The sequence below is a fragment of the Streptomyces sp. NPDC038707 genome (assembly GCF_040636485.1).
Classification (GTDB): domain Bacteria; phylum Actinomycetota; class Actinomycetes; order Streptomycetales; family Streptomycetaceae; genus Streptomyces.
Map to the genome: position 1 here is coordinate 49,471 of NZ_JBEZUP010000020.1, position 20,974 is coordinate 70,444.

Genomic DNA, 20,974 nt, shown 5'->3' on the forward strand with positions numbered 1-20,974 from the left:
ACCGAGATCGCTCCCGCTCCCGAGCGCGTGGCGGCCGAGCCCGCCCGGCCCGGCAGGAAGCGCCGAGCCTGGGACCAGGTCCCGCGCTGGCAGATCTACGTCCCGCTGACCCTCTACCTGCTGTTCACCCTGATCCCCTTCTACTGGATCCTGCTCTTCGCGCTCCGCCCGGCCGGCTCCACCTCCCTGGTGCCCTGGCCGATGACCTTCGAGCACTTCGAGAAGGTGTGGACCGAGCGCAGCTTCGGCACCTACTTCACCAACAGCGTCTACGTCGGCCTGGCCACCCTGGTGCTGACCACCGTCGTCGCCCTGGCCGGCGGCTACGCGCTCGCCCGCTTCGACTTCCGGCTCAAGCGCGGCTTCATGCTGGCGCTGCTGTGCTCCCAGTTCGTGCCGGGCGCGCTGCTGCTGGTCCCGCTGTTCCAGATCTTCGCCAACCTGCGGATGATCAACTCCCTGGGCAGCGTGGTCCTCGCCGAGACCGTCTTCCAGCTCCCGCTGTCGATGATCCTGATCAGCGGGTTCATCCGGAACGTGCCCTACTCCCTGGAGGAGGCGGCCTGGGTGGACGGCTGCAACCGCCTGACCGGCTTCCGGATCGTGGTGCTGCCGCTGCTGCGGCCCGGGCTGATCGCCGTCGGCTCCTTCGCCTTCGTGCACGCCTGGAACCACTTCCTGTTCGCCCTGATGTTCCTGTCCGACCAGGGCAAGCAGACCATCCCGGTCGGCCTGAACACCCTGATGAGCGCCGACAGCGTCGACCTGGGCGCCCTGGCGGCCGGCGGCATCATCGCCGCCGTGCCCGTGGTGATCGTGTTCGCCTTCATCCAGAAGTGGCTGATCACCGGCTTCAGCGCGGGGGCGGTGAAGGGATGAGATCCGGGAGAGGCTGTCCGGTCGACCTGCTCGCCATCCACAACTCCGGGAGCGAGCGCGACCTGACGGCGGACGTCGGCTGGACCCCCGTCCCGCACGGGAAGATCGACAGCGCGGCGGTGGCCGGCCGGGCGGTGGCGCGCGGCGCGGGCGCGGGGAGGACCACATGACCGTACCCGTCGTCCTCGCGGGCGCCCGCGGGCACGGCCGCTGGCACCTGGACAACATCCGCCGGCTCCAGGACCGGGGCGTGGTGCGGCTCGCCGGGATCTGCGAACTGACCCCGCTCACCGGGGCGGAGATCCCGGACGGCCTGGGCACCCCGGAGCAGTCCGCCGACCTCGGCGCGCTCCTCGACACGACCGGCGCGCGGATCGCCGTGATCTGCACGCCCATCCCCACCCACACCGAGCTGGCCCTGACCGCCGCCGCGCGGGGCGTGCACCTGCTGCTGGAGAAGCCGCCCGCGCCCTCCTACGCCGAGTTCCGCCGCATGGCCGACGGGGTCGCCCAGGCCCGGGTGGCCTGCCAGGTCGGCTTCCAGTCGCTCGGCTCGCACGCGGTGCCCGCGATCCGGCGGCTGATCGCCGAGGGCGCCATCGGCGCGGTCAAGGGGGTCGGCGCCGCCGGGGCCTGGGCCCGGGACGAGGCTTACTACCGGCGGGCCCCCTGGGCGGGCCGGCGGCGGCTGAACGGCGCCGACGTGGTCGACGGGGTGCTCACCAACCCCCTCGCGCACGCCGTCGCCACCGCTCTCGCCCTGCTCGGCACCACCCGCGCCGAGGACGTCACCGGCATCGAGACCGAGCTGCTGCGCGCCAACGCCATCGAGTCCGACGACACCTCCTGTGTCCGCGTGCGCACCCCGCGCGGACCGGTCACGGTCGCCGCGACCCTGTGCGCCGAGCACCCCGGCGAGCCGTACGTGCTGGTGCACGGCGACCGCGGCCGGATCACCTTCTGGTACAAGCAGGACCGGGTGCTGCTCCAGCGCTCCGGGCACGGCCCCGAGGAGACCGAGTACGGCCGCACCGACCTGCTGGAGAACCTGGCCGGCCACCTGGAGCACGGCACCGCGCTGCTGGTCCCGCCGGACGACACCGGCGCCTTCATGCGGGTCGTCGAGGCGATCCGCACCGCCCCCGACCCGGCCCCCCTGCCCGAGTCCGCCTGGCGGTCGCTGCCGGGCGAGCGGCGCCGGATCGTGCCCGGCGTGGAGGGCCTGGTCGCGGCGGCGGCCGACACCCTCGCCCTCTACTCCGAACTGGGCGCCTCCTGGCCCCTGCCGAACGAGGTGAGCACCTGATGACCACCCACGACAGCCTGGTCCTGCGGGCCGCGGGCCGCCCGGTCGGCCGCTATGTCACCCGGCCCGGCCTGCCCGCCCGGCTCGCCCCGCGCCCCTATCTGCACCCCGTCACCACCCTGGCCGGCACGGCGGTCACCGAGGTGAGCCCCGCCGACCACGCGCACCACCTCGGCGTCGGTGTCGCCGTCCCCGACGTCGAGGGGCACAACTTCTGGGGCGGCCGGACCTTCGTGCGCGACCAGGGACCGACCGAGCTGGACAACCACGGCATCCAGCGGCACACCGGCTTCCAGCTGTGCGACCCCGACGGCTTCGTGGAGGAGCTGCGCTGGACCGCCGCCGGCACCGAGCTGCTGCGCGAGCGCCGCACGGTCGCGGCCACCGGGCTCACCGAGACCGCCTGGGCGCTGGATTTCACCTTCTCCCTCACCAATGTCACCCCCGGCCCGCTGTCGATCGGCAGCCCCGCCACCAACGGCCGGCCCGGCGCGGCCTACGGCGGCTTCTTCTGGCGGGCCCGCGGGGAATCCCGGCCGCCCGAGGTCTTCACCGCCGACCGGGAGGGCGAGGCCGAGGTGCACGGCACCCGCGCCGACTGGCTCGCGCTGGCCGGCGCCGGCTGGACGCTGGCGTTCGCCGGGGCCACCGAGGACACCCGCCGCGACCCCTGGTTCGTCCGGGCCGCCGAGTACCCCGGGGTGGGCTCCTCGCTGGCGCACACCGAGCGGCTGACGATCGCGCCCGGCGGGACCGTCGTCCGCCGGATCGTCACCGTCGTCGCCGACGGCCGCCCGGCCCGCGACGAGCTGGCCGCCCTGGTCCGCAAGGCGGTGGCCCAGTGACCGCGACCTACCGCAACCCGGTGCTGAACGCCGACTGGTCCGACCCGGACGTGGTCCGGGTCGGCGACGACTTCTACCTGACCGCCTCCAGCTTCGGCCGCGCCCCAGGACTGCCCCTGCTGCACTCCCGGAACCTGGTCGACTGGACCCTCGTCGGCCACGCCCTCGAACGCCTCGAACCCGAGGAGGAGTTCGCCCTGCCCCGGCACGACCGCGGGGTCTGGGCGCCGTCCATCCGGCACCACGACGACCGCTTCTGGATCTTCTGGGGCGACCCCGACCAGGGCATCTTCCAGGTCAACGCCCCCGAGATCAGGGGCCCGTGGACCCGCCCGCACCTGGTCAAGGCGGGCAAGGGCCTGATCGACCCGTGCCCGCTGTGGGACGACGAGACCGGCGAGGCCTACCTCGTGCACGCCTGGGCCAAGTCCCGCTCCGGCGTCAAGAACCGCCTCACCGGCCACCGGATGCACCCCGACGCCACCTCGCTGCTCGACGAGGGCAAGGTGATCGTCGACGGCGACCGCATCCCCGGCTGGTTCACCCTCGAAGGGCCCAAGCTCTACCGGCACGACGGCTGGTTCTGGATCCTCGCCCCCGCCGGGGGCGTGGAGACCGGCTGGCAGGGGGCGTTCCGCTCGCGCGGCTTCTTCGGTCCGTACGAGGAACGGATCGTGCTGGAGCAGAAGGACACCGACGTCAACGGCCCCCATCAGGGCGGCTGGGTGCGCACCGCGGCCGGCGAGGACTGGTTCCTGCACTTCCAGCAGCGCGGCCCCTACGGCAGGGTGGTCCACCTCCAGCCGATGCGCTGGGGGAGGGACGGCTGGCCGGTCATCGGGGACGAGGGCGCCCCCGTCGCCGTACACCGGCGGCCCGCCCTGCCGGCGCAGCCGCCCGCCGCGCCCGCCACCGACGACGACTTCCCCGGCGGCCGGTACGGCCGGCAGTGGCAGTGGACCGCCAATCCGGGCGACGGCTGGGCCACCCAGCACTCCGGGGACGGGCTGCGGCTGGCCTGCGTCCGCTCCGCCGAGGCTCATGACCCGCGGAAACTGCCGAACGTCCTCACCCAGCGGCTGCCCGGGCTGCCGAGCGCGGCCGAGGTCGAGCTGCGGCTGGACGCCGGCGAGCCGGGTGCCCGCGCGGGACTGGTGGTCCTCGGGGACGCCTTCTCGTGGATCGGGCTGGAGCGCGGGACCGACGGAACGGTCCGGCTGGTGCACCGGTTCGCGGAGGCGGTCGCCGACCGGGAGCGCGCCGCCGGGGTGCCGTGCGCCGCGCCCGGGGGCCGGGCACGGCTGCGGATCGAGGCCGGGCCCGGGGCACGCTGCCGGTTCTCCTACGACGCCGGGGACGGCTTCCGGCCCTCCGGCCCGGTCTTCGCCGCCACGCCCTGGCGCTGGGTCGGCGCCCTGCTCGGCCTGTTCGCCGTCGCACCCGAGGGCCCCGGGCACGCGGGCTCGGCGACCTTCACCCGGTTCCGGATCACGCCCCTGTAATCGCCGAAGAAGCCCTGTTGGGAGCCGCAATGACGCACATCCCTGGCAAGCGCTTGCCCCACCGGTGCGCCGCCCTGGCCGCCGCGACCGCCCTCGTCGCCACGGCCGGCCTCGGCCTGGCGGGCGAGGCGACGGCCGCCACCCCCGAGGCCGCGCCCCCCGCGCGGGCCGCCGGTCCGGCCGCCGCCGGGCCCTACGGCGACCGGCCGCACGGCTTCGCCGCACTGGCCGGCGGCACCACCGGCGGCGCCGCCGGCCGGATCGTCACCGTCACCGACCAGGCGTCCCTCGCCCGCTACGCCTCGGCCCCGGAGCCGTACGTCATCCGGGTCGCCGGATCGATCGCGGTGGAACCCTTCGGCTCGGACATCGTGGTCGCCTCCGACAAGACCATCGTCGGCGTCGGCGACACCGGCGAGATCGTCCACGGGGAACTGCACCTGAACCCCGGCACGCACAACGTCGTCATCCGCAACCTGACGATCCGTGACTCCTATGTCGAGGGCGACTGGGACGGCAAGACCACCGACTTCGACGCGATCCAGATGGACGGCGCCGACCACGTCTGGATCGACCACAACCGCTTCACGCACATGGGCGACGGGCTGCTCGACATCCGCAAGGACAGCCAGTACGTCACCGTCTCCTGGAACCGGTTCACGCACCACAACAAGGCGCTCGGCATCGGCTGGACCAGCAATGTGCGCACCCAGATCACCATCGACCACAACTGGTTCTCCGGCACCAAGCAGCGCAACCCGTCCGCCGACAACTGCGCCTACGCGCACCTCTACAACAACTACCTGTCGGACCAGGTGGCCGACGGCGACCCGGTGTGGACGTACGGCAACTGGTCCCGCGGGCACACGAAGATGGTCATCGAGAACAGCTACTACGACGGTGTGCAGCACCCCTACCAGGCCGATGCCACGGCCGAGTTGGTGCAGCGCGGCTCGATCCTGAGGAACACCGGCGGGCGCACCGACGAGCACGGCACCGCCTTCGACCCGCACGCCTTCTACGACTACCGGCCGGACCCGGCCGCCGCCGTCCCCGCCCTGGTCAAGCGCTTCTCCGGCCCGCAACAGCGGATCGGCACCGTGCTGCGCGTGCCGGGCGACCACCCGGCCGTGCGGTCCGCGGTGGACGCCGTGCCCGACGGCGACACCGCCCGGCATCTGACCTCGAAGAAGTCCGGCGACCGCCACATCGAGGGCGACGTCGACTTCGTCCACGGGCGCGCCTCGGCCGTCATCGAGCGGTCGGTGATCCGGGCGCGGCCGGCCAGGTGCTCGTCCGGAACACCGAGCTGCCCGTCGTGATCACGTCCGCGCCGTGGACCGGCATGGGCGGTTTCCCGTGGCAGGACGCCCGGTTCGCCGAGTACCGCACCTACGGCCCCGGAGCCGCCCAAGGCCCCGGCCGGCCGCGGCTGAGCGACGCGGACGCGCGGTCGCACACCGTCGCCGGCTGTCTGCGCGGCACGGACGGCCGGGCGCCGTTCGCCCGCCGCTGACCTCGCACCGCCCCCACACTCCTCCCTGTCCCCGCACGATCCAGCAGAGTCCCCGCACGATCCAGCAGAAGAGAGCCGACCAATGAAGAGCAGCATCCGCAGAAGCAGGCGCGCCGCCCTGGCCGTGGCCCTGGGCTCCGCCCTCGCGCTGACCGCCACCGCCTGCGGCGACGACGGCAGCGGCAGCGCGGGGGAGAAGGGGAACGAGGGCTCCGGCAAGGGCACGATCACCTTCTGGGACAACAACGGCGGTGTCCGCACCGACGTCTGGAAGCAGATCATCGCCGACTTCGAGCACAAGTACCCCGACATCAAGGTCAAGTACGTCGGCGTGCCCGCCGCGAGCGTGCAGTCCAAGTACGACACCGCCATCCAGGGCGGCGGCCTGCCGGACGTCGGCGGCGTCGGCACGGCGATGCTGGCCGAGGTCGCCGCGCAGGGCGCGCTGGAGCCGCTGGACGAGCGGCTCTCCTCCGGCCCGCTCAGCGGCAAGCTCAACGCCAAGTTCCTGGAGAGCGTGAAGGCGGCCGGCGGGGACGGCAAGACGTACACCGTCCCGACCTCCGCGAACAACGGCACGCTGTGGTACCGCACCGATCTGTTCCGCGCGGCGAAGCTGGAGCCGCCGACCACCTGGACGAAGTTCTACCAGGCCGCCGACAAGCTCACCGACAAGGACCAGAACGCCTTCGGGTACACCATCCGCGGCGGCGAGGGCTCCATCGCCCAGGCGCTGGACGCGATGTACGGGCAGAGCGGGATCACGTCCTTCTGGAACGGCGACAAGACCACCGTCAACGACCCGAAGAACGTGGCCGCGCTGGAGAAGTACACCGGCCTGTACAAGAAGAACACCCCGTCCGCCGACGTCAACAACGACTTCACCAAGATGGTCGCCCAGTGGGACTCCGGCACCATCGGGATGCTCAGCCACAACCTGGGCTCCTACGCCGATCACGAGAAGGCGCTGAAGGGCAAGTTCCGGGGCATCCCCAGCCCGACCCAGGACGACGGGACGCGGGTGCAGGTGTCCAACCCGGTCGACGGGCTCGCCCTGTTCAAGTCCGGCAAGAACAAGGCCGCCGCCTGGAAGTTCATCGAGTTCGCCGCCTCCCACGAGTCCAACAGCAAGTGGAACGAGTCGGCCGGGTCGGTGCCGGCCAACACCGAGGCGGCGCGGGACGCCTGGGTGCGGGCGAACGAGCCGACGAAGCTGGCGACCGAGGCGCTGGACGGGGCCGGCACGAAGATCGTCCAGCTGCCGTACTACCTGCCCGACTGGAACACCATTTCCAAGGCCGACAACGAGCCGAACTTCCAGAAGGTGCTGCTGGGCAAGTTGAGCGCCAAGGAATTCCTGGACCTGCTGGCCGACCAGCTGAACAAGGCCCAGGCGGACTGGAAGCAGAACCACTGAACCCGGACGGCCGCGGTGGCGGGGGCTGCGGGTCCGTCGTGGCGGGCCGCGCGGCTCCCCGCGCCCCGCACCCCTCCTCGTGCTCGAAAGGTACTGATCGTGTCCCTCACGCGCAGACAGGTCACGTCCGCTGCCGTCGCCGCCGTCCCCCTCGCCGGACGGTCCCGGAAGGAGGCGCGGACCCTCCACATCGCCGGTGATTCGACGGCCGCGCAGAAATACGCCGACGCCGCTCCCGAGACCGGGTGGGGAATGGCGCTGCCCTTCTTCCTCCACAAGGAGCTGACGGTCGCCAACCACGCGGTGAACGGCCGGAGTTCGAAGAGTTTCGTCGACGAGGGCCGGCTGGATGCCGTGCTCGCCGCGATCCGGCCGGGCGACTTCCTGGTCATCCAGTTCGGGCACAACGACGAGAAGGCCACCGATCCCGCCCGGTACACCGAGCCGTGGACGTCGTACCAGCGGTACCTGCGGCTGTACGTCGACGGCGCCCGCGCGCGGGGCGCCCGGCCCGTCCTCGCCACCTCCGTGGAGCGCCGCAGGTTCGACGCGGACGGCACGGCCCAGCCCACCCACGGCGACTACCCGGCGGCCGTGCGGGCGCTCGCCGGGGAGGAGAAGGTCGCACTGCTCGACATCGAGGCGCTGTCGCTCGCGCTGTGGCAGCGGCTGGGGGCGGAGGAGACGAAGACCTACTTCAACTGGACCGCCACCGAGCAGGACAACACGCACTTCAACCCGCCGGGGGCCGTCGCCGTCGCGCGGCTCGTGGCCCGGGAGCTGCTGCGCACCCGCGTGCTGGCCCGGTCGGACGTCCGCCGGCTGGACGACGACATCCCGGCGTCCTGGATCACCTGGCCGCCCGCCCCCGCGTCCTGACCCGCGCCCACGGGCCGTCCGGCCACGAGCCGCCATCGAGTCATCGAGTCATCGAGCCATCGAGCCACCGAGCCACTGAGCCACTGAGTCATCTAGGAGAGCCGCACAGTGCGTACACAGAGATGTCATGGACGGGTCATGAATGCCCTGGTGGGGGCCACCGCCCTCGTCCTCGCCGTCACCGGCACCGCGTCCGCGCACCCCGCCCACCACGCCGGCCCCGACCGGCAGGTGCTGCCCGCACGGGACGGCTGGGCCGCGTACGGCACCGGGACGACCGGCGGGGCCGCCGCCGACCCCGCGCACGTGTACACCGTCACCACCTGGGAGCAGTTCAAGGCCGCCCTCGCCGACGGCGGCAGCGCACCGAAGATCGTCCGGGTGAAGGGCACGATCGACGCCGACGGGCCGGGCTGCGACACCTTCGCCGTGCCCGGCTACGACTTCGCCGCCTATCTGAAGACCTACGACCCGGCGGTGTGGGGCCGCACCAAGACCCTCGACGCCGAACCCGACACCAGCCCCGAGGGCCTGCGCCGCGCCTCCGCCGCCCGTCAGGACGCCTTCATCAAGGCGGCCGTACCCGCCAACACCACCATCGTCGGCATCGGCCGCGACGCCGGCCTCGAGGGCGCCAGCCTCCAGATCAAGGGCGTCGACAACGTCATCGTGCGCAACCTGACCTTCGAGAGCCCCCTCGACTGCTTCCCGCAGTGGGACCCCACCGACACGGCCGACGGCAACTGGAACTCCGAGTACGACAGCGCCGTGGTGTACGGCTCGACCCATGTGTGGATGGACCACAACACCTTCACCGACGGCGAGCATCCGGACAGCACCCTGCCGTCGTACTACGGCCGGATCTACCAGCAGCACGACGGCGAGCTGGACATCGTCAAGGGCGCCGACCACGTCACCGCCTCCTGGAACGTCTTCGAGGACCATGACAAGACGATCCTCATCGGCAACAGCGACAGCGCGGCCACCGCCGCCGTCGACCGCGGGCACCTGAAGGTCACCTTCCACCACAACCTGTTCCGGAACCTGGTCGAGCGGGCCCCGCGCGTCCGCTTCGGTCAGGTGGACTCGTACAACAACCACTTCGTCGCCGGGGACGGCTACTCCTACACGTACGGCATCGGCATGGAGTCCCAACTGGTCGCCGAGCACAACGCGTTCACCCTGCCGGACGGCGTCCGGGCCGGCGCGGTGCTGAAGAAGTGGAAGGAGGCCCCGGTCACCGCCGCCGACAACTACGTCAACGGCCGGCCGGTGGACCTCCTCGCCGTCCACAACGCGGACGTACCCGGCGAGACCCTCCAGTCCGGGGCCGGCTGGACACCGGTGCTGCGCACCCGGGTGGACCGGCCGCAGGCCGTCCCCGGCATCGTCGGCCGCCACGCGGGCGCCGGACACCTGCGCTGAACCCATCCGGCCGGGGCGCACCCCGCCCCGGCCGCCCCGAGAGGGAGGACTTCCCATGCCCCTGACCAGACGGGGTCTGCTCACCGCGGGCACCGCGGCCGCCGCGCTCGCCCTGGCGCCCGCCCCCGCCCACGCCCGCCCCCGCCCGTTCGGCCGCCACGGCTCCCCGGCCCGCCGCCGCACCCCGGACACCCTGTACGTCGACCCGCACGGCCGCGGCGACTTCACCTCCGTCCAGGCCGCGGTGACCGCCGCCACCGGCAGCGGCCGGACGCTGGTCATCGCCCCCGGCACCTACCGCGAGACGGTCGCCGTCGACACCGGCCGTACGGACATGACCTGGATCGGCGCCTCCGGGGATCCGCGGGACGTGGTGATCGTCCACGACATCGCGGCCGGGACGCCCAAGCCCGGCGGCGGCACCCACGGCACCACCGGCTCGGCGACGGTCACCGTCCAGGCCGACGGGTTCACCGCCCGCTGGATCACCTTCGCCAACGACTGGCTGCGCGCCGACCACCCCGACATCACCGGCACCCAGGCCGTCGCCCTCAAGGCACAGGGCGACCGCGGCGCCTTCTGGCACTGCCGCTTCCTCGGCCACCAGGACACCCTGTACGCCGACTCCCTGTCCCTGTCCGCCTTCGCCCGGCAGTACTACGCGCACTGCTACGCCGAGGGCGATGTCGACTTCGTCTTCGGCCGGGCCACCGCCGTGTACGAGCACTGCCACTTCCGCACCCTCAACCGCACGGACCTGGCCGCCGCGCCCTACGGCTTCGTCTTCGCGCCCTCCACGGCCGCCGCCAACCCGCACGGCTTCCTGGTCACGCGCGGCCGGGTCACCAGCGAGGCCCCGGACGCCTGCTACAAGCTGGCCCGCCCCTGGGTGCCCAGTTCCGACCCCACCGCCCGCCCGATGCTCACCGTCCGCGACACATGGCTCGGCCCCGGCATCGACGCGGTCGCCCCCTACACGGACATGTCGGCGGCCCACCCCTGGCAGGAGCAGCGGTTCGCCGAGTACCGCACCACGGGCCCCGGCGCCCTGGTCACCGTCCCGGAGAACCGTCCCCGGCTGACCGGCGAGCAGGCCGCGTCGGCGACCAGGGCGGCCTGGCTCGGCGACTGGACACCGTGGGAGGAGCGCTGACGCCGAGCAGCCGCGCCCACATCGAGGGGACGTCGACTCCGCCTTCCGCCGGGCGACCGCCGTCTTCGACCGGTGCCGGTTCCACACGCTCCCGCACGCCGGTGAGCGTGCCCGACGAGCGGCCGCGGCTCACCGCCGCCGAGGCCGCGCGGCACACCCCGGCCGCCTGCCCCGGTGACCGGGGCCGCCTTTGACGCCCCCTCATACCGATCCGGTAACAGGCCTCGCACTCTGGATGTGATGCGCGTAGACAGTCTCCGACCTGGTACATCACTCTCGTCCACCGGATCGGAGAACCATGCGCAAGTCCCTCAGGGCGGTCGCGGCCGGCGCCGCCTGTGTCGTCGCCGGCACGGTGCTGTACGGCGCGGGCGCGGCCGGCGCCGGCCAGTCGACGGCCAACTCCACCCACGAGCCTTACAACATCGGGCAGTTGGTGAAGGACATCGACACCTACTACGGCACCACCCTCGACGCCCAGGGCGTCTACCAGGCGTCCCCGGACAGCCCGTACGCCCAGGACCTGGCGCGGATCGACGCCGATGCCAAGGGCTACATCGACAAGGCCGCCCGCAAGGCGCAGCACCGGGGCGAGAAGCCGGCCGTCGTCTTCGACATCGACGACACGCTGCTGCTCAGCCTGGACTACGAGAAGCGCGCCAACTACGGCTACGACGACGCCGACTGGAACGCCTACGTGGACCGGGCCGACCGCCCGGCCGTCTTCGGCAGCCCGGAACTGGTGCGCTACGCCCGGTCCAAGGGCGTCGAGGTCTTCTACAACACCGGTCTGGGCGAGGCCCGGCGCGCCGCCGCCGTGCAGAACCTGAAGAAGGTCGGCGCCGACGTCAACCTCGACCCCGCCCACATGTTCCTCAAGGACAAGGCCAACCCGCCGGCCTACCTGAAGCACTGCGCCACACCGGGCGCCTGGAAGTGCACGACGGTCCAGTTCAAGTCCGCCACGCGCAAGCACATCGAGCAGGACCTCGGCTACGACGTCATCGCCAACTTCGGCGACCAGTACTCGGACCTCGGGGGCGGCTACGCCGACCGCGCGTACAAGCTGCCGAACCCGACCTACTTCGTCTCCTGATGCCCGGGGCCGGCGGGCCCTAGGAGCGGTCGTGCGGGGCGAAGCCGCCGGTCACCGCGTAGGTGTGCCCGTCGGCGGAGCCCGTCATGACGTAGCCGTCGTCCTTCGCGTCCCGCCCCCCGCGGGCATGGTCGTACTGCCCGGCGAACACCCACTCGCCCGCGGGCACGGTACGCCCCGGCTTCAAGGTCCAGGTGTAGACGACGAACCCGTCCCGCTCCGCGACGCGCTGGGCGAAGTCCGCCTCGGGCAGCGAGCGCCAGGCGCCCGTGGAGGTCACCCCGCCGGTCTGCGCGATCCTCAGCTCGACCGTGAGGGACGTGAGCCGCGTGGACGTCTTCAGGGTCAGGTTGCTCTGCGCCCAGAAGTCGTTGCTGTGCGGGTCCACCGAGCCGTCCGACCACAGCGGGCCGTTCCGCTCGGCGCGGGCCGGCGGCGGACCGGCCGGGGCGGTGGCCTCAGCGGTGGCCTTCCCGGTCGCGGAGGAGGAGGGGGAGGAGGACGGCGTACGGGACGGCTCGCCGGCGCCCTGACCGGGCGTCGGGCGGGCCGTGCGGGCGGGGGGCGCCGGGGCCGTGGTGCGTTCCGGGGGCGCGCTGGGCGTCGGGGACACCGCCACCGTCCGCCGGGCCGGCGGCTCGTCCTTCACCGCGGAGGCCACCGCGTACCCGCCGGCCGCGAGCACCCCGGCCACCGCGGCCGTCGCCGAGACCACCCGGAACCAGCCCGCCGCCGGCCGGTGCGCGGCCCGGTGGCCGGGCCGGGGCGGCTCGGCCATGCCGCGCTCCACCCGGGCCAGGATGCGCGCGCGGTCCGGTTCGTGGGCTTCGGCCGCCTGGTGCAGCCGGGCGCGCAGCTCGTCGTGCACGTCCTGCCGCGTCATCGGTTCCTTCCTCCGCTCTCGCCGGCCCGGGCCGCCATCGCCGCGTGCACCCGCGGCGGGTCGCCCTGCGGGCCGAGCAGCCGCTGGAGTTCGGCCATGCCCTTGGACGTCTGGCTCTTAACCGTACCCACCGAGATCCCGAGCGTGAGCGCGGTGTCCTTCTCCGACAGGTCGAACGCGTGCCGGAGCACCACGCACGCCCGTTTCCGGAACGGCAGCCTGCGCAGCGCCTCCTGCACGTCCACCACCCCGGCGACGTCCGGGTTCTCGGTCCGCTCCTCGCCGCGCGGCCAGAACAGCGCGATCCGCCGCCGCTCGCGCACCGCGCCGCGGATCCGGGTGCGGGCCAGGTTGGCGACCACGCCCCGCGCGTACGCCACCGGACGGTCGGCCGCGCGCACCCGGTCCCAGCGGTGCCACAGGGCCAGCAGTGCGTCCGCCGCCAGATCGTCCGCGGCGTCCGCCTCGCCGGTCAACAGGTGAGCCAGGCGGGCCAGTTCGGCGTAGTGCCGTTCGAAGAAGGCATGGAACTCCACGGAGGCCGCGTCGTCGACGACTGTGCCCACGGGTGACCCCTTCTCGATGCGCGCTCGGAGGTGAGTGTCATGTGAATGACATGCGAGGGTCCAGGGAGGCCCGGACGGAGATCCGGAAGCGTAGCAGTGATCATTCACGTGTTCTCGTACGGGGGGCCGGACAACGTATGGCCCGCCGAACCCGTCGAGGGACACGGAAACGACCCGAAGAAGGTTCAGAAGGGGGAGTGCGTGGCGCCCCGCCCCCCGCCGGGGCGCCACGGGCGGTGCTACTTCAGCGCCGCCTGCATCATGGCCCGCGCCACCGGCGCCGCCAGCCCGTTGCCGCTCACCTCGGAGCGGGCCGCGTCGGACTGCTCCACCATGACCGCGACGGCCACCTCCTTGCCGTTGGAGTCCGACTTGCCGTAGGAGGTGAACCAGGCGTACGGCGTCTTGCTGTTGTTCTCGCCGTGCTGCGCGGTGCCGGTCTTGCCGCCGACGGTCACCCCGTCGATCAGCGCGTTGGTGCCCGTACCGTCCTTCACCACCGTCTCCATCGCCGACTGGAGCTGCTCGGCGGTGCCGGAGCTGATGACCTCCGAGGAGTCCGTGCCGTCGTCGTAGTCCTTCAGCACATCACCGCCGCTGTCGGTGATCTGCGCGACCATGTGCGGCGAGACCAGCTTGCCGCCGTTGGCTATGGCCGCGGACACCATGGCCATCTGGAGGGGGGTGGCCGTGACGTCGAACTGGCCGATGCCCGACAGGGCCGTCTGCGCCTTGTCCATGCCGGAGGGGTACACGCTCGGGTAGGCGCGCACCGGCACGTCCTGCTCGTCGTCGCCGAACCCGAACTTCTCGGCCATCGCCCTGACCTTGTCCTGCCCCAGCTCGACGGCCATATGACCGAAGACGTTGTTGCAGGAGTAGCGCAGCGCGACCCGGATGGAGGCGTTCTTGCACGGCGCCGACTTGTTCTCGTTGTTCAGCGGCTGCACCGTGCCCGGCATGATGTACGGATCCGGGCTGTCGGTGGGCTGGTCCGCGTCCTTGTACAGCCCGTCCTCCAGCGCGGCGGCGGCGACGACCAGCTTGAACGTCGAGCCCGGCGGCAGCGGCTGGCGCAGCGCGCGGTTGGTGAGCGGCTTGTCCTTGTCCGCGTTCAGCGCCTTCCACGCCGTGCCCGCGGTGCTCGCGTCGGTGAGCGCGGAGGGGTCGTACGACGGGGTCGAGACCACCGCGAGGATCTTCCCGGTCTTCGGGTCGATCGCGACGGCCCCGCCCTTCTTGCCGCCCAGCGCCCGGTAGCCCGCCTTCTGCACGGCCGGGTCGATCGTCGTGAGCACGTCGCCCGGGTCGGCGCGCTCCCCGGTGACGGTGTCCATCACCGTCTTGAGCTGGGTGTCCGTGCCGTTGAGCAGGTCTTTGTAGATACCCTCCAGCTGGGTCGGGGCGTAGGCCTGCGAGGCGTAGCCCGTCACCGCCGCGTACAGCTCGCCGTCCGTGTACGTCCGCTTGTACGCGAGGTCGCTTCCCTTCGTCCGCGCGGATCCGGTGATCGCCTCCCCGGCCACGATGATGTTCCCCAGGGGACGCGAGTACGTCGCGATCGCGTTCCGCCGGTTGTCGTTGTCGTCCGCGAGGGCCTGACCGTCGTAGAACTGCAGCCATGTCGCCCTGACCAGCAGGGCGAGCACGAGCAGCAGCGCGAAGACGGACGCCCGCCTGATCGTCTTGTTCATCCCGCTCGGAAGACGACCGGACGGGGCCCGATCGTTCCCGTACGCCCCGCTTTTTCATCCGCCCTTCAGGAACCGGCGGCCGTCAGCCGGGGCGCCCGTCCCGCGGTCCCTCCAGCATCAGCACGACCTCCTCGATCTCCCCGCCCCGCGCGTTCGCGAAGCCTCGCGCGCGGGCCGCCTCACGGAAGCCGCACTTGGCCAGCACCCGCAGGGAGGCCGTGTTGTCCGCCGCCGCCCGGGCGTACAGGGGACGTTCGGGGACCTCGGCGAGCAGGGCCCGCAGCGCGGCCGTCGCCACGCCCCGGCCCCAGTACGCGCGGTCGATCCAGTACGTCACCTCGCGCTCGCCGGCCGCCCCGTACACCGCCGCGTTGCCGGCCACGGCCCCGTCGGCCAGGACGGTGCGCAGCACGGCGCAGCCGGCGCGCAGGCGCCGCCAGTACGCCGCGAACGCCTCCGGCCCGGCGGAACCCTCCGGGCCGAACGCGGCCATCCGGACGGCCTCCGGGTCGGTCATCTGGCGGTGGAACACCGGCACGTCACTGTCCCGGACGGCGCGCAGCGCGATCTCCATGCCACCGAGCCTACGGCGACCCGGTCACAGCCGGCGGGTCGCCAGCGTGAGCCGGTCGCGCGCGTCGAACAGCGCGTCCTTGATCATCTGTTCGTGGGCCGGGGTCAGCCGGGCCACCGGGACCGAGCAGCTGATGGCGTCCCGGGCGGGCGTGCGGTACGGGATGGCCACGCCGAAGCAGCGCAGGCCCAGCGTGTTCTCCTCGCGGTCCACCGCGAACCCCTGCTCCCGGATCTGGCGCAGTTCCTCGATGAGCCGCTCCCGGTCGGTGAGGGTGTGCTCGGTGAGCGCGGGCAGCGTCTCCGGCAGCAGCTTGCGCACCTGTTCGTCGGTGTAGGTGGCGAGGATCGCCTTGCCGAGGGAGGTGGAGTGGGCGGGCAGCCGGCGGCCGACCCGGGTGAACGGGCGCAGATAGTGCTGGGACTGGCGGGTGGCCAGATAGACCACGTTGGTGCCGTCCAGCCGGGCCAGGTGGATGGTCTCCGTGGTGTCGTCGGAGAGCCGGTCCAGGGTGGGCCGGGCGGCGGCCACCACCTCGTCGCCGTCGATGTACGAGGTGCCCACGAGCAGCGCCCGCACCCCGATGCCGTACCGCGTGCCCGTGGCGTCCGTCTCCACCCAGCCCAGCTCCACCAGCGTGCGCAGCAGCATGTAGAGGCTGGACTTGGGGTAGCCCACGGCCTCCTGGACGGCCGCGAGGGAGTGCATACCGGGCCGGCCGGCGAAGTACTCGAGCAGTTCCACGGTCCGTACCGCGGACTTGACCTGCGCCCCGCCCCCTGTGTCGCCTGCCGTCATCGCCCTTGACCCCTTCGTTCGACGAGGACCTGAGTTATATAGTCTCCGAGCAGCGTTCATCATCAGAGACAGTGTTCAGTATATCGAACGCGGCTGATGGGTGACGCACACAGTTCGAGAAGTGCGGCCTTTTGGAGGGACCCGCGGTGGCAGCAGCACCAGTCTGGAGTGTCGACCCGCGCACCGGGAAGCAGCGCGAACAGGTTGCGGTCGAGGCCACAGCCCAGGAGATCGACGCGGCCGTCCGGGCGGCGGAGGCCGCGCGCGGGGCGCTCGCCGACCGCGCCGTCCGGGCCGCCTTCCTGCGCTCGGCCGCCGCGGGCCTGGACGCCGCCAGGGACGAGCTGGTCGAGACCGCCGACGCCGAGACCGCCCTCGGCCAGGTCCGGCTCTCCGGCGAACTCGCCCGGACCGCGTACCAGTTGAGGGCCTTCGCGGGCATCGTCGAGGAGGGCGCCTTCCTGGACGTCGTCATCGACCACCCCGACGACACCGCGACCCCGCCCGTGCCGGACCTGCGCCGCTACAAGGTGCCGCTCGGCGTCGTCGCCGTCTACTCCGCCTCCAACTTCCCCTTCGCCTTCTCCGTCGCCGGCGGCGACACCGCGAGCGCGCTCGCCGCGGGCTGCCCCGTCGTGGTCAAGGCCCACCCCGACCACCCGGCGCTGTCCGAGCGGGTGGCCGAGGTGCTGCGCCGGGCCGCCGCCGAGCACGGCATCCCCGGGGGCGTGGTCGGCGTGGTGCACGGATTCCAGGCGGGCATCGAGCTGATCAAGCACCCGCTGGTGGCCGCCGCCGGCTTCACCGGCTCGATCCGCGGCGGCCGGGCGCTGTTCGACGCCGCCGCCGCGCGCCCGGTGCCGATCCCGTTCCACGGCGAACTCGGCTCGCTGAACCCGGTCCTGGTGACCGAGGCCGCCGCGGCCGAGCGGGCCGCGGAGATCGGCGGCGGACTCGCCGGATCGATGACCCTCGGCGTCGGCCAGTTCTGCGTCAAGCCCGGCCTGGTGCTGGTGCCTTCCGGCGAGGGCGGCGACCAGTTGGTGAAGTCCCTGGCCGACGCCGTCGCCGGCACCGACGCCGGGGTGCTGCTCGACCACCGCATGCGGGACAACTTCGTCGCCGGCGTGACCGAACGCGCCCAGCTGCCCGACGTGGACGCGCCCGTCACCCCGGGCGAGGGCGGCGAGCACACGGTCAGCGCGGGCTTCTTCACGGTGCCGGCGGCGACGCTGGCCGAGGAGGGCGAGCACGACCTGCTCCTGGAGGAGTGCTTCGGGCCGGTCACCGTGGTGGCCCGGTACGCCGACGAGCAGGAGGCCAAGGCCGTCCTGTCCCGGCTCCCGGGCAACCTCACCGCGACGGTCCAGCTGTCCTCGCAGGAGGCCGCGGGCCAGGGCCGGGGCCCGGAACTGCTCGCCGAGCTGACCCCGCTGGCCGGGCGCGTTCTGGTCAACGGCTGGCCGACCGGGGTGGCCGTGGCGCCGGCCCAGCACCACGGCGGGCCCTACCCGGCGACCACCTCCACCTCCACCTCCGTGGGCGGCACCGCCATCGAGCGGTGGCTGCGGCCGGTCGTCTACCAGAACGCGCCGGAGGCCCTGCTGCCGGCCGAACTGAAGGACGACAACCCGCTCGGCCTGCCCCGGCGTTTCAACGGGCGGCTGGAGCGGTAGCCCGCCTGCCCCGGTGGTTCGGCGGGTGGCTGGAGCGGTAGCCCGCCTGCCCCGGTGGTTCGGCGGGTGGCTGGGGCGGTGGTCCGTCTGTCTCGGTGGTTCGGCGGGTGGCTGGGGTGGTGGTCCGTCTGCCCTGGCGGTTCGGCGGGTGGCTGGGGTGGTGGTCCGTCTGCCCTGGCGGTTCAACGGGCGGCTGGAGAGGTGGTCCGTCTGCCCCGGTGGTTCAGCGGGCGGGCGGGGCGGTGACCCGTCGGCAGCCCAGCAGGAACGTCACGGCGAGCAGGGCCGCCGCCACGGTCAGGCTCGCCCGCAGGCCGGCGGCGAAACCGTCGGCCACCAGGGTGCCGAACACGGCGATCCCCAGTCCGCCGGACACCTGCCGGGCCGCGTTGAGCACCCCGGCGGCCACCCCCGTCCGCTCGGTCGGCACGGCGTCCAGCAGCACCGTGGTGAGGGCCGGGATGGCCAGCGCGGCGCCGACGGCCAACGGCACCAGCAGCACGGCCGCCACCGGGGCCGGGGTGCCGGCGTCCACGGTGAACAACGCCAGCAGCCCCGCCACCGCGAGCGCCTGCCCGGCCAGCAGCGGCACCCGGGCGCCGTAGCGGCCCGCGAGCCGGCCGGCCAGCACGTTCGTCACCGCGATCAGCCCGGTCATCGGCAGGAACAGCAGCCCGGCGGCGAGCGCCGAACGGCCCTGCACCCGCTGGAAGAACAGCGAGAACACGAACACCATCCCGTAGAACGCCACGCTGCACGCCGAGCCCGTGGCCACGGCCAGCCGCACCGCCCGGTCGCGGAACAGGCCGAGCGGCACCACCGGATGCGTCCGCCGCGTCTCGATCCGTACGAACGCGGCGGCGGCGGCCACGGCCACGGCACCGGAGACGAGTCCCGCCGTGCCGCCCTCGATCACCGCGAACGTCAGCGCGGTCAGGGCGAGCACGGCCGTCGCCTGGCCCGGCAGGTCCAGCGGCGCGGGCTGGCGTGCCGAGCGGGGCGCGCGCACCAGCAGCACCAGGGCGGCCACGCCCAGCGGCAGATTGACGAAGAAGATCGCCCGCCAGTCCCACCAGGTGGTCAGCAGCCCGCCCGCCACCGGACCGAGGGCCAGCGCCGTCGAGCTGCCCGCCGCCCAGGCGGCCACCGCCCGGCCCCGCCGGGCCGGATCCGGGTAGGCCTGGCGCACCAGGGCCAGCGAGGCGGGCAGCACCACGGCCGCCGCCGCCCCCTGCACGGTCCGCGCGCCGATCAGCGCCGGCAGGCCCGGCGCCAGCCCGCAGGCGGCCGAGGCGAGCGTGAACACCGTGATGCCCAGGGCGTACGCGCGACTCGCCCCGGCCCGGTCCGCGAAGGCGCCCGTGGAGAGCATGAGCGCGGCCAGGGCGAGGGTGTAGGAGTCCACCACCCACTGGAGTCCGGACATCCCACCGCCGAGGGCGGACTCGATCGCCGGGAGGGCGACGGTCACGATGGTCGAGTCCAGGGTGATCAGGGCGGTTCCCAGAATGGCCGCCACGAGGGTGAGTACCGGCGCGGTGCCCGTTTCCTCGCTCGCGCAGGCCAGTTGAGGGGTGGTCAGCGTCTTTCCGTTCGGCATGCGGCCATGGTGCTGATCTTCCCCGGCGTACAGTAGTGACCTGAATGCCATGCATCCGGAGGTTCTGGCCATGCTGCGCGTCGCCGTCGTCGCGTCCCCGCCCGTGTCGATGTTCAACCTCGCCATCCCCGAGCTGCTCTTCGAGAAGGTCCGGGTGGACGGCGAACCGGGCTACGAGGTCGTGATCTGTGCGCCCGAGCCCGGCCCCATGCCCACCACCGGCACCGTGGACCTGTACGTCCCCCACGGCCTGGAGGCGCTGCTCGAGGCGCACACCGTGATCGTCGCGGGCACCGGCCGGCCCCTGACGCCGGACCCGCGGGTGGTCGAGGCGCTGCGCGGGGCCGCCGCGGCGGGCAAGCGCATCGCCTCCATCTGCTCCGGCGCCTTCTCGCTCGCCGAGGCGGGCCTGCTCAAGGGCCGCAAGGCCACCACCTACTGGGCACAGGCCGGGGAGCTGCGCCGCCGTCACCCCGAGATCGACTTCCAGGGAGACGTCCTGTTCGTCCAGGACGGGCCGTTGCTGACCGCCTCCGGCTACGCCGCAGGAATCGACCTGTGCCTGCACATCGTCCGCACCGACTACGGCGCCGCCATCGCCAACGAGGTCGCCCGGCTCGCCCTGGTCGCCCCGGTGCGGCCCGGCGGCCAGACCCAGTTCACCCAGACCCCGCTGCCGCCCGAGCGCGGCACCGCCTGCGCCGACACCCGCGGCTGGGCGATGCGCAACCTGGACAAGCCGCTCACCCTGACCGACCTGGCCCGGCACGCCGGTGTCTCGGTGCGCACCCTCACCCGCCGCTTCCAGGCCGAGAGCGGGGTCAGCCCGTTGCAGTGGCTGCTGCACCAGCGCGTAGAGCGGGCCAAGGAACTCCTGGAGACCACCCGGCTGCCCATGGACCAGGTGGCCGCCGCGTGCGGCCTCGGCACCGCCGACTCCCTGCGCGCCCACCTGGTCCGCCGCACCGGCCTCACCCCGAGCGCGTATCGCGCCCAGTTCAGCAGACACGGAAACCCGGCCGGGCCGGGTACGCCCGCCGTGGCCTGAACACCGCCGTCCGGACCATCGCGGCCGAGCCGGGCCGCAGCCCTCCGCCCTCAGCCGGGAGCTCCGCCGCAACCCGCATCCCGTGAAGGCCGATCAGTCCCGGCACAGCCGCGAACA

Annotated in this window: 19 protein-coding genes and 1 pseudogene; 14 read left to right on the top strand and 6 right to left on the bottom strand. The window is 73.0% G+C overall.

Going from position 1 to position 20,974, the window contains the following annotated elements:
• Positions 1-6 precede the first annotated feature (6 nt).
• The 12 genes and pseudogenes from AB0E62_RS25305 (at position 7) to AB0E62_RS25360 (ending at position 12,018) form a co-directional block, all read left to right on the top strand.
• Positions 7-879 (top strand): carbohydrate ABC transporter permease, encoded by an 873-nt coding sequence (locus AB0E62_RS25305; protein ID WP_362198244.1) that lies wholly within the window; start codon positions 7-9, stop codon positions 877-879.
• Between the two features lie 11 nt (positions 880-890).
• Positions 891-1,049, top strand: a pseudogene (locus AB0E62_RS25310) (pectate lyase); the annotation flags it as partial.
• Positions 1,046-2,185 (top strand): Gfo/Idh/MocA family oxidoreductase, encoded by a 1,140-nt coding sequence (locus AB0E62_RS25315; protein WP_362198047.1) that lies wholly within the window; start codon positions 1,046-1,048, stop codon positions 2,183-2,185. The pseudogene AB0E62_RS25310 and the gene AB0E62_RS25315, both read left to right, overlap by 4 nt.
• Positions 2,185-3,030 (top strand): PmoA family protein, encoded by an 846-nt coding sequence (locus AB0E62_RS25320; protein WP_362198050.1) that lies wholly within the window; start codon positions 2,185-2,187, stop codon positions 3,028-3,030. Before AB0E62_RS25315 ends, AB0E62_RS25320 begins: the two co-directional genes overlap by 1 nt.
• The gene (locus AB0E62_RS25325; protein WP_362198053.1) at positions 3,027-4,532 is read left to right on the top strand and encodes a family 43 glycosylhydrolase; all 1,506 of its coding nucleotides are present in this window, start codon (positions 3,027-3,029) and stop codon (positions 4,530-4,532) included. Before AB0E62_RS25320 ends, AB0E62_RS25325 begins: the two co-directional genes overlap by 4 nt.
• A gap of 29 nt (positions 4,533-4,561) precedes the next feature.
• Positions 4,562-5,854, top strand: coding sequence for a pectin esterase (locus AB0E62_RS25330; RefSeq protein WP_362198056.1), 1,293 nt, complete (start codon positions 4,562-4,564; stop codon positions 5,852-5,854).
• On the top strand, positions 5,851-6,048 hold the full coding sequence (locus AB0E62_RS25335; RefSeq protein WP_362198059.1) for a hypothetical protein: 198 nt from the start codon (positions 5,851-5,853) through the stop codon (positions 6,046-6,048). The genes AB0E62_RS25330 and AB0E62_RS25335 overlap by 4 nt, the downstream gene beginning before the upstream one ends.
• Positions 6,049-6,130: 82 nt before the next feature.
• Positions 6,131-7,465: a sugar ABC transporter substrate-binding protein gene (locus AB0E62_RS25340; RefSeq protein WP_362198062.1), complete on the top strand. Its 1,335-nt coding sequence runs from the start codon at positions 6,131-6,133 to the stop codon at positions 7,463-7,465.
• A gap of 99 nt (positions 7,466-7,564) precedes the next feature.
• The gene (locus AB0E62_RS25345) at positions 7,565-8,344 is read left to right on the top strand and encodes a rhamnogalacturonan acetylesterase (RefSeq protein ID WP_362198065.1); all 780 of its coding nucleotides are present in this window, start codon (positions 7,565-7,567) and stop codon (positions 8,342-8,344) included.
• A gap of 138 nt (positions 8,345-8,482) precedes the next feature.
• Positions 8,483-9,769 (top strand): pectate lyase, encoded by a 1,287-nt coding sequence (locus AB0E62_RS25350; protein ID WP_362198068.1) that lies wholly within the window; start codon positions 8,483-8,485, stop codon positions 9,767-9,769.
• Positions 9,770-9,824: 55 nt separating this feature from the next.
• Positions 9,825-10,922, top strand: a complete 1,098-nt coding sequence (locus AB0E62_RS25355) for a pectinesterase family protein (RefSeq protein WP_362198071.1) — start codon at positions 9,825-9,827, stop codon at positions 10,920-10,922.
• A 298-nt stretch (positions 10,923-11,220) separates the two neighbouring features.
• A complete protein-coding gene (locus tag AB0E62_RS25360) occupies positions 11,221-12,018 on the top strand; it encodes an HAD family acid phosphatase (protein WP_362198074.1) in 798 nt (265 codons plus the stop codon).
• Between the two features lie 19 nt (positions 12,019-12,037).
• Here the strand turns inward: AB0E62_RS25360 and AB0E62_RS25365 are convergent, their stop codons facing one another.
• The 5 genes from AB0E62_RS25365 to AB0E62_RS25385 all read right to left on the bottom strand — a co-directional run bounded on the left by AB0E62_RS25365 (position 12,038) and on the right by AB0E62_RS25385 (position 16,533).
• A complete protein-coding gene (locus tag AB0E62_RS25365) occupies positions 12,038-12,901 on the bottom strand; it encodes a hypothetical protein (RefSeq protein ID WP_362198077.1) in 864 nt (287 codons plus the stop codon).
• Positions 12,898-13,467, bottom strand: a complete 570-nt coding sequence (locus AB0E62_RS25370) for a SigE family RNA polymerase sigma factor (protein ID WP_362198080.1) — start codon at positions 13,465-13,467, stop codon at positions 12,898-12,900. The genes AB0E62_RS25365 and AB0E62_RS25370 overlap by 4 nt, the downstream gene beginning before the upstream one ends.
• 239 nt (positions 13,468-13,706) lie before the next feature.
• The gene (locus AB0E62_RS25375) at positions 13,707-15,161 is read right to left on the bottom strand and encodes a penicillin-binding transpeptidase domain-containing protein (protein WP_362198083.1); all 1,455 of its coding nucleotides are present in this window, start codon (positions 15,159-15,161) and stop codon (positions 13,707-13,709) included.
• Positions 15,162-15,243: 82 nt separating this feature from the next.
• Positions 15,244-15,735 (bottom strand): GNAT family N-acetyltransferase, encoded by a 492-nt coding sequence (locus tag AB0E62_RS25380; protein ID WP_362198086.1) that lies wholly within the window; start codon positions 15,733-15,735, stop codon positions 15,244-15,246.
• 24 nt (positions 15,736-15,759) lie between these two features.
• Positions 15,760-16,533 carry an IclR family transcriptional regulator gene (locus AB0E62_RS25385; protein ID WP_030792113.1) on the bottom strand — a complete coding sequence of 258 codons (774 nt, stop codon included), beginning with the start codon at positions 16,531-16,533 and terminating at the stop codon, positions 15,760-15,762.
• Positions 16,534-16,679: 146 nt separating this feature from the next.
• Here AB0E62_RS25385 and AB0E62_RS25390 point away from each other — a divergent pair, with 146 nt between their 5' ends.
• Positions 16,680-18,209, top strand: a complete 1,530-nt coding sequence (locus AB0E62_RS25390; protein WP_362198089.1) for an aldehyde dehydrogenase (NADP(+)) — start codon at positions 16,680-16,682, stop codon at positions 18,207-18,209.
• 223 nt (positions 18,210-18,432) lie between these two features.
• On the opposite strand, the gene AB0E62_RS25395 is transcribed toward AB0E62_RS25390, so the two are convergent.
• Positions 18,433-19,809: an MFS transporter gene (locus AB0E62_RS25395; RefSeq protein WP_362198091.1), complete on the bottom strand. Its 1,377-nt coding sequence runs from the start codon at positions 19,807-19,809 to the stop codon at positions 18,433-18,435.
• Positions 19,810-19,858: 49 nt separating this feature from the next.
• Here AB0E62_RS25395 and AB0E62_RS25400 point away from each other — a divergent pair, with 49 nt between their 5' ends.
• Positions 19,859-20,857 (top strand): helix-turn-helix domain-containing protein, encoded by a 999-nt coding sequence (locus AB0E62_RS25400; protein WP_362198093.1) that lies wholly within the window; start codon positions 19,859-19,861, stop codon positions 20,855-20,857.
• Positions 20,858-20,974 lie beyond the last annotated feature (117 nt).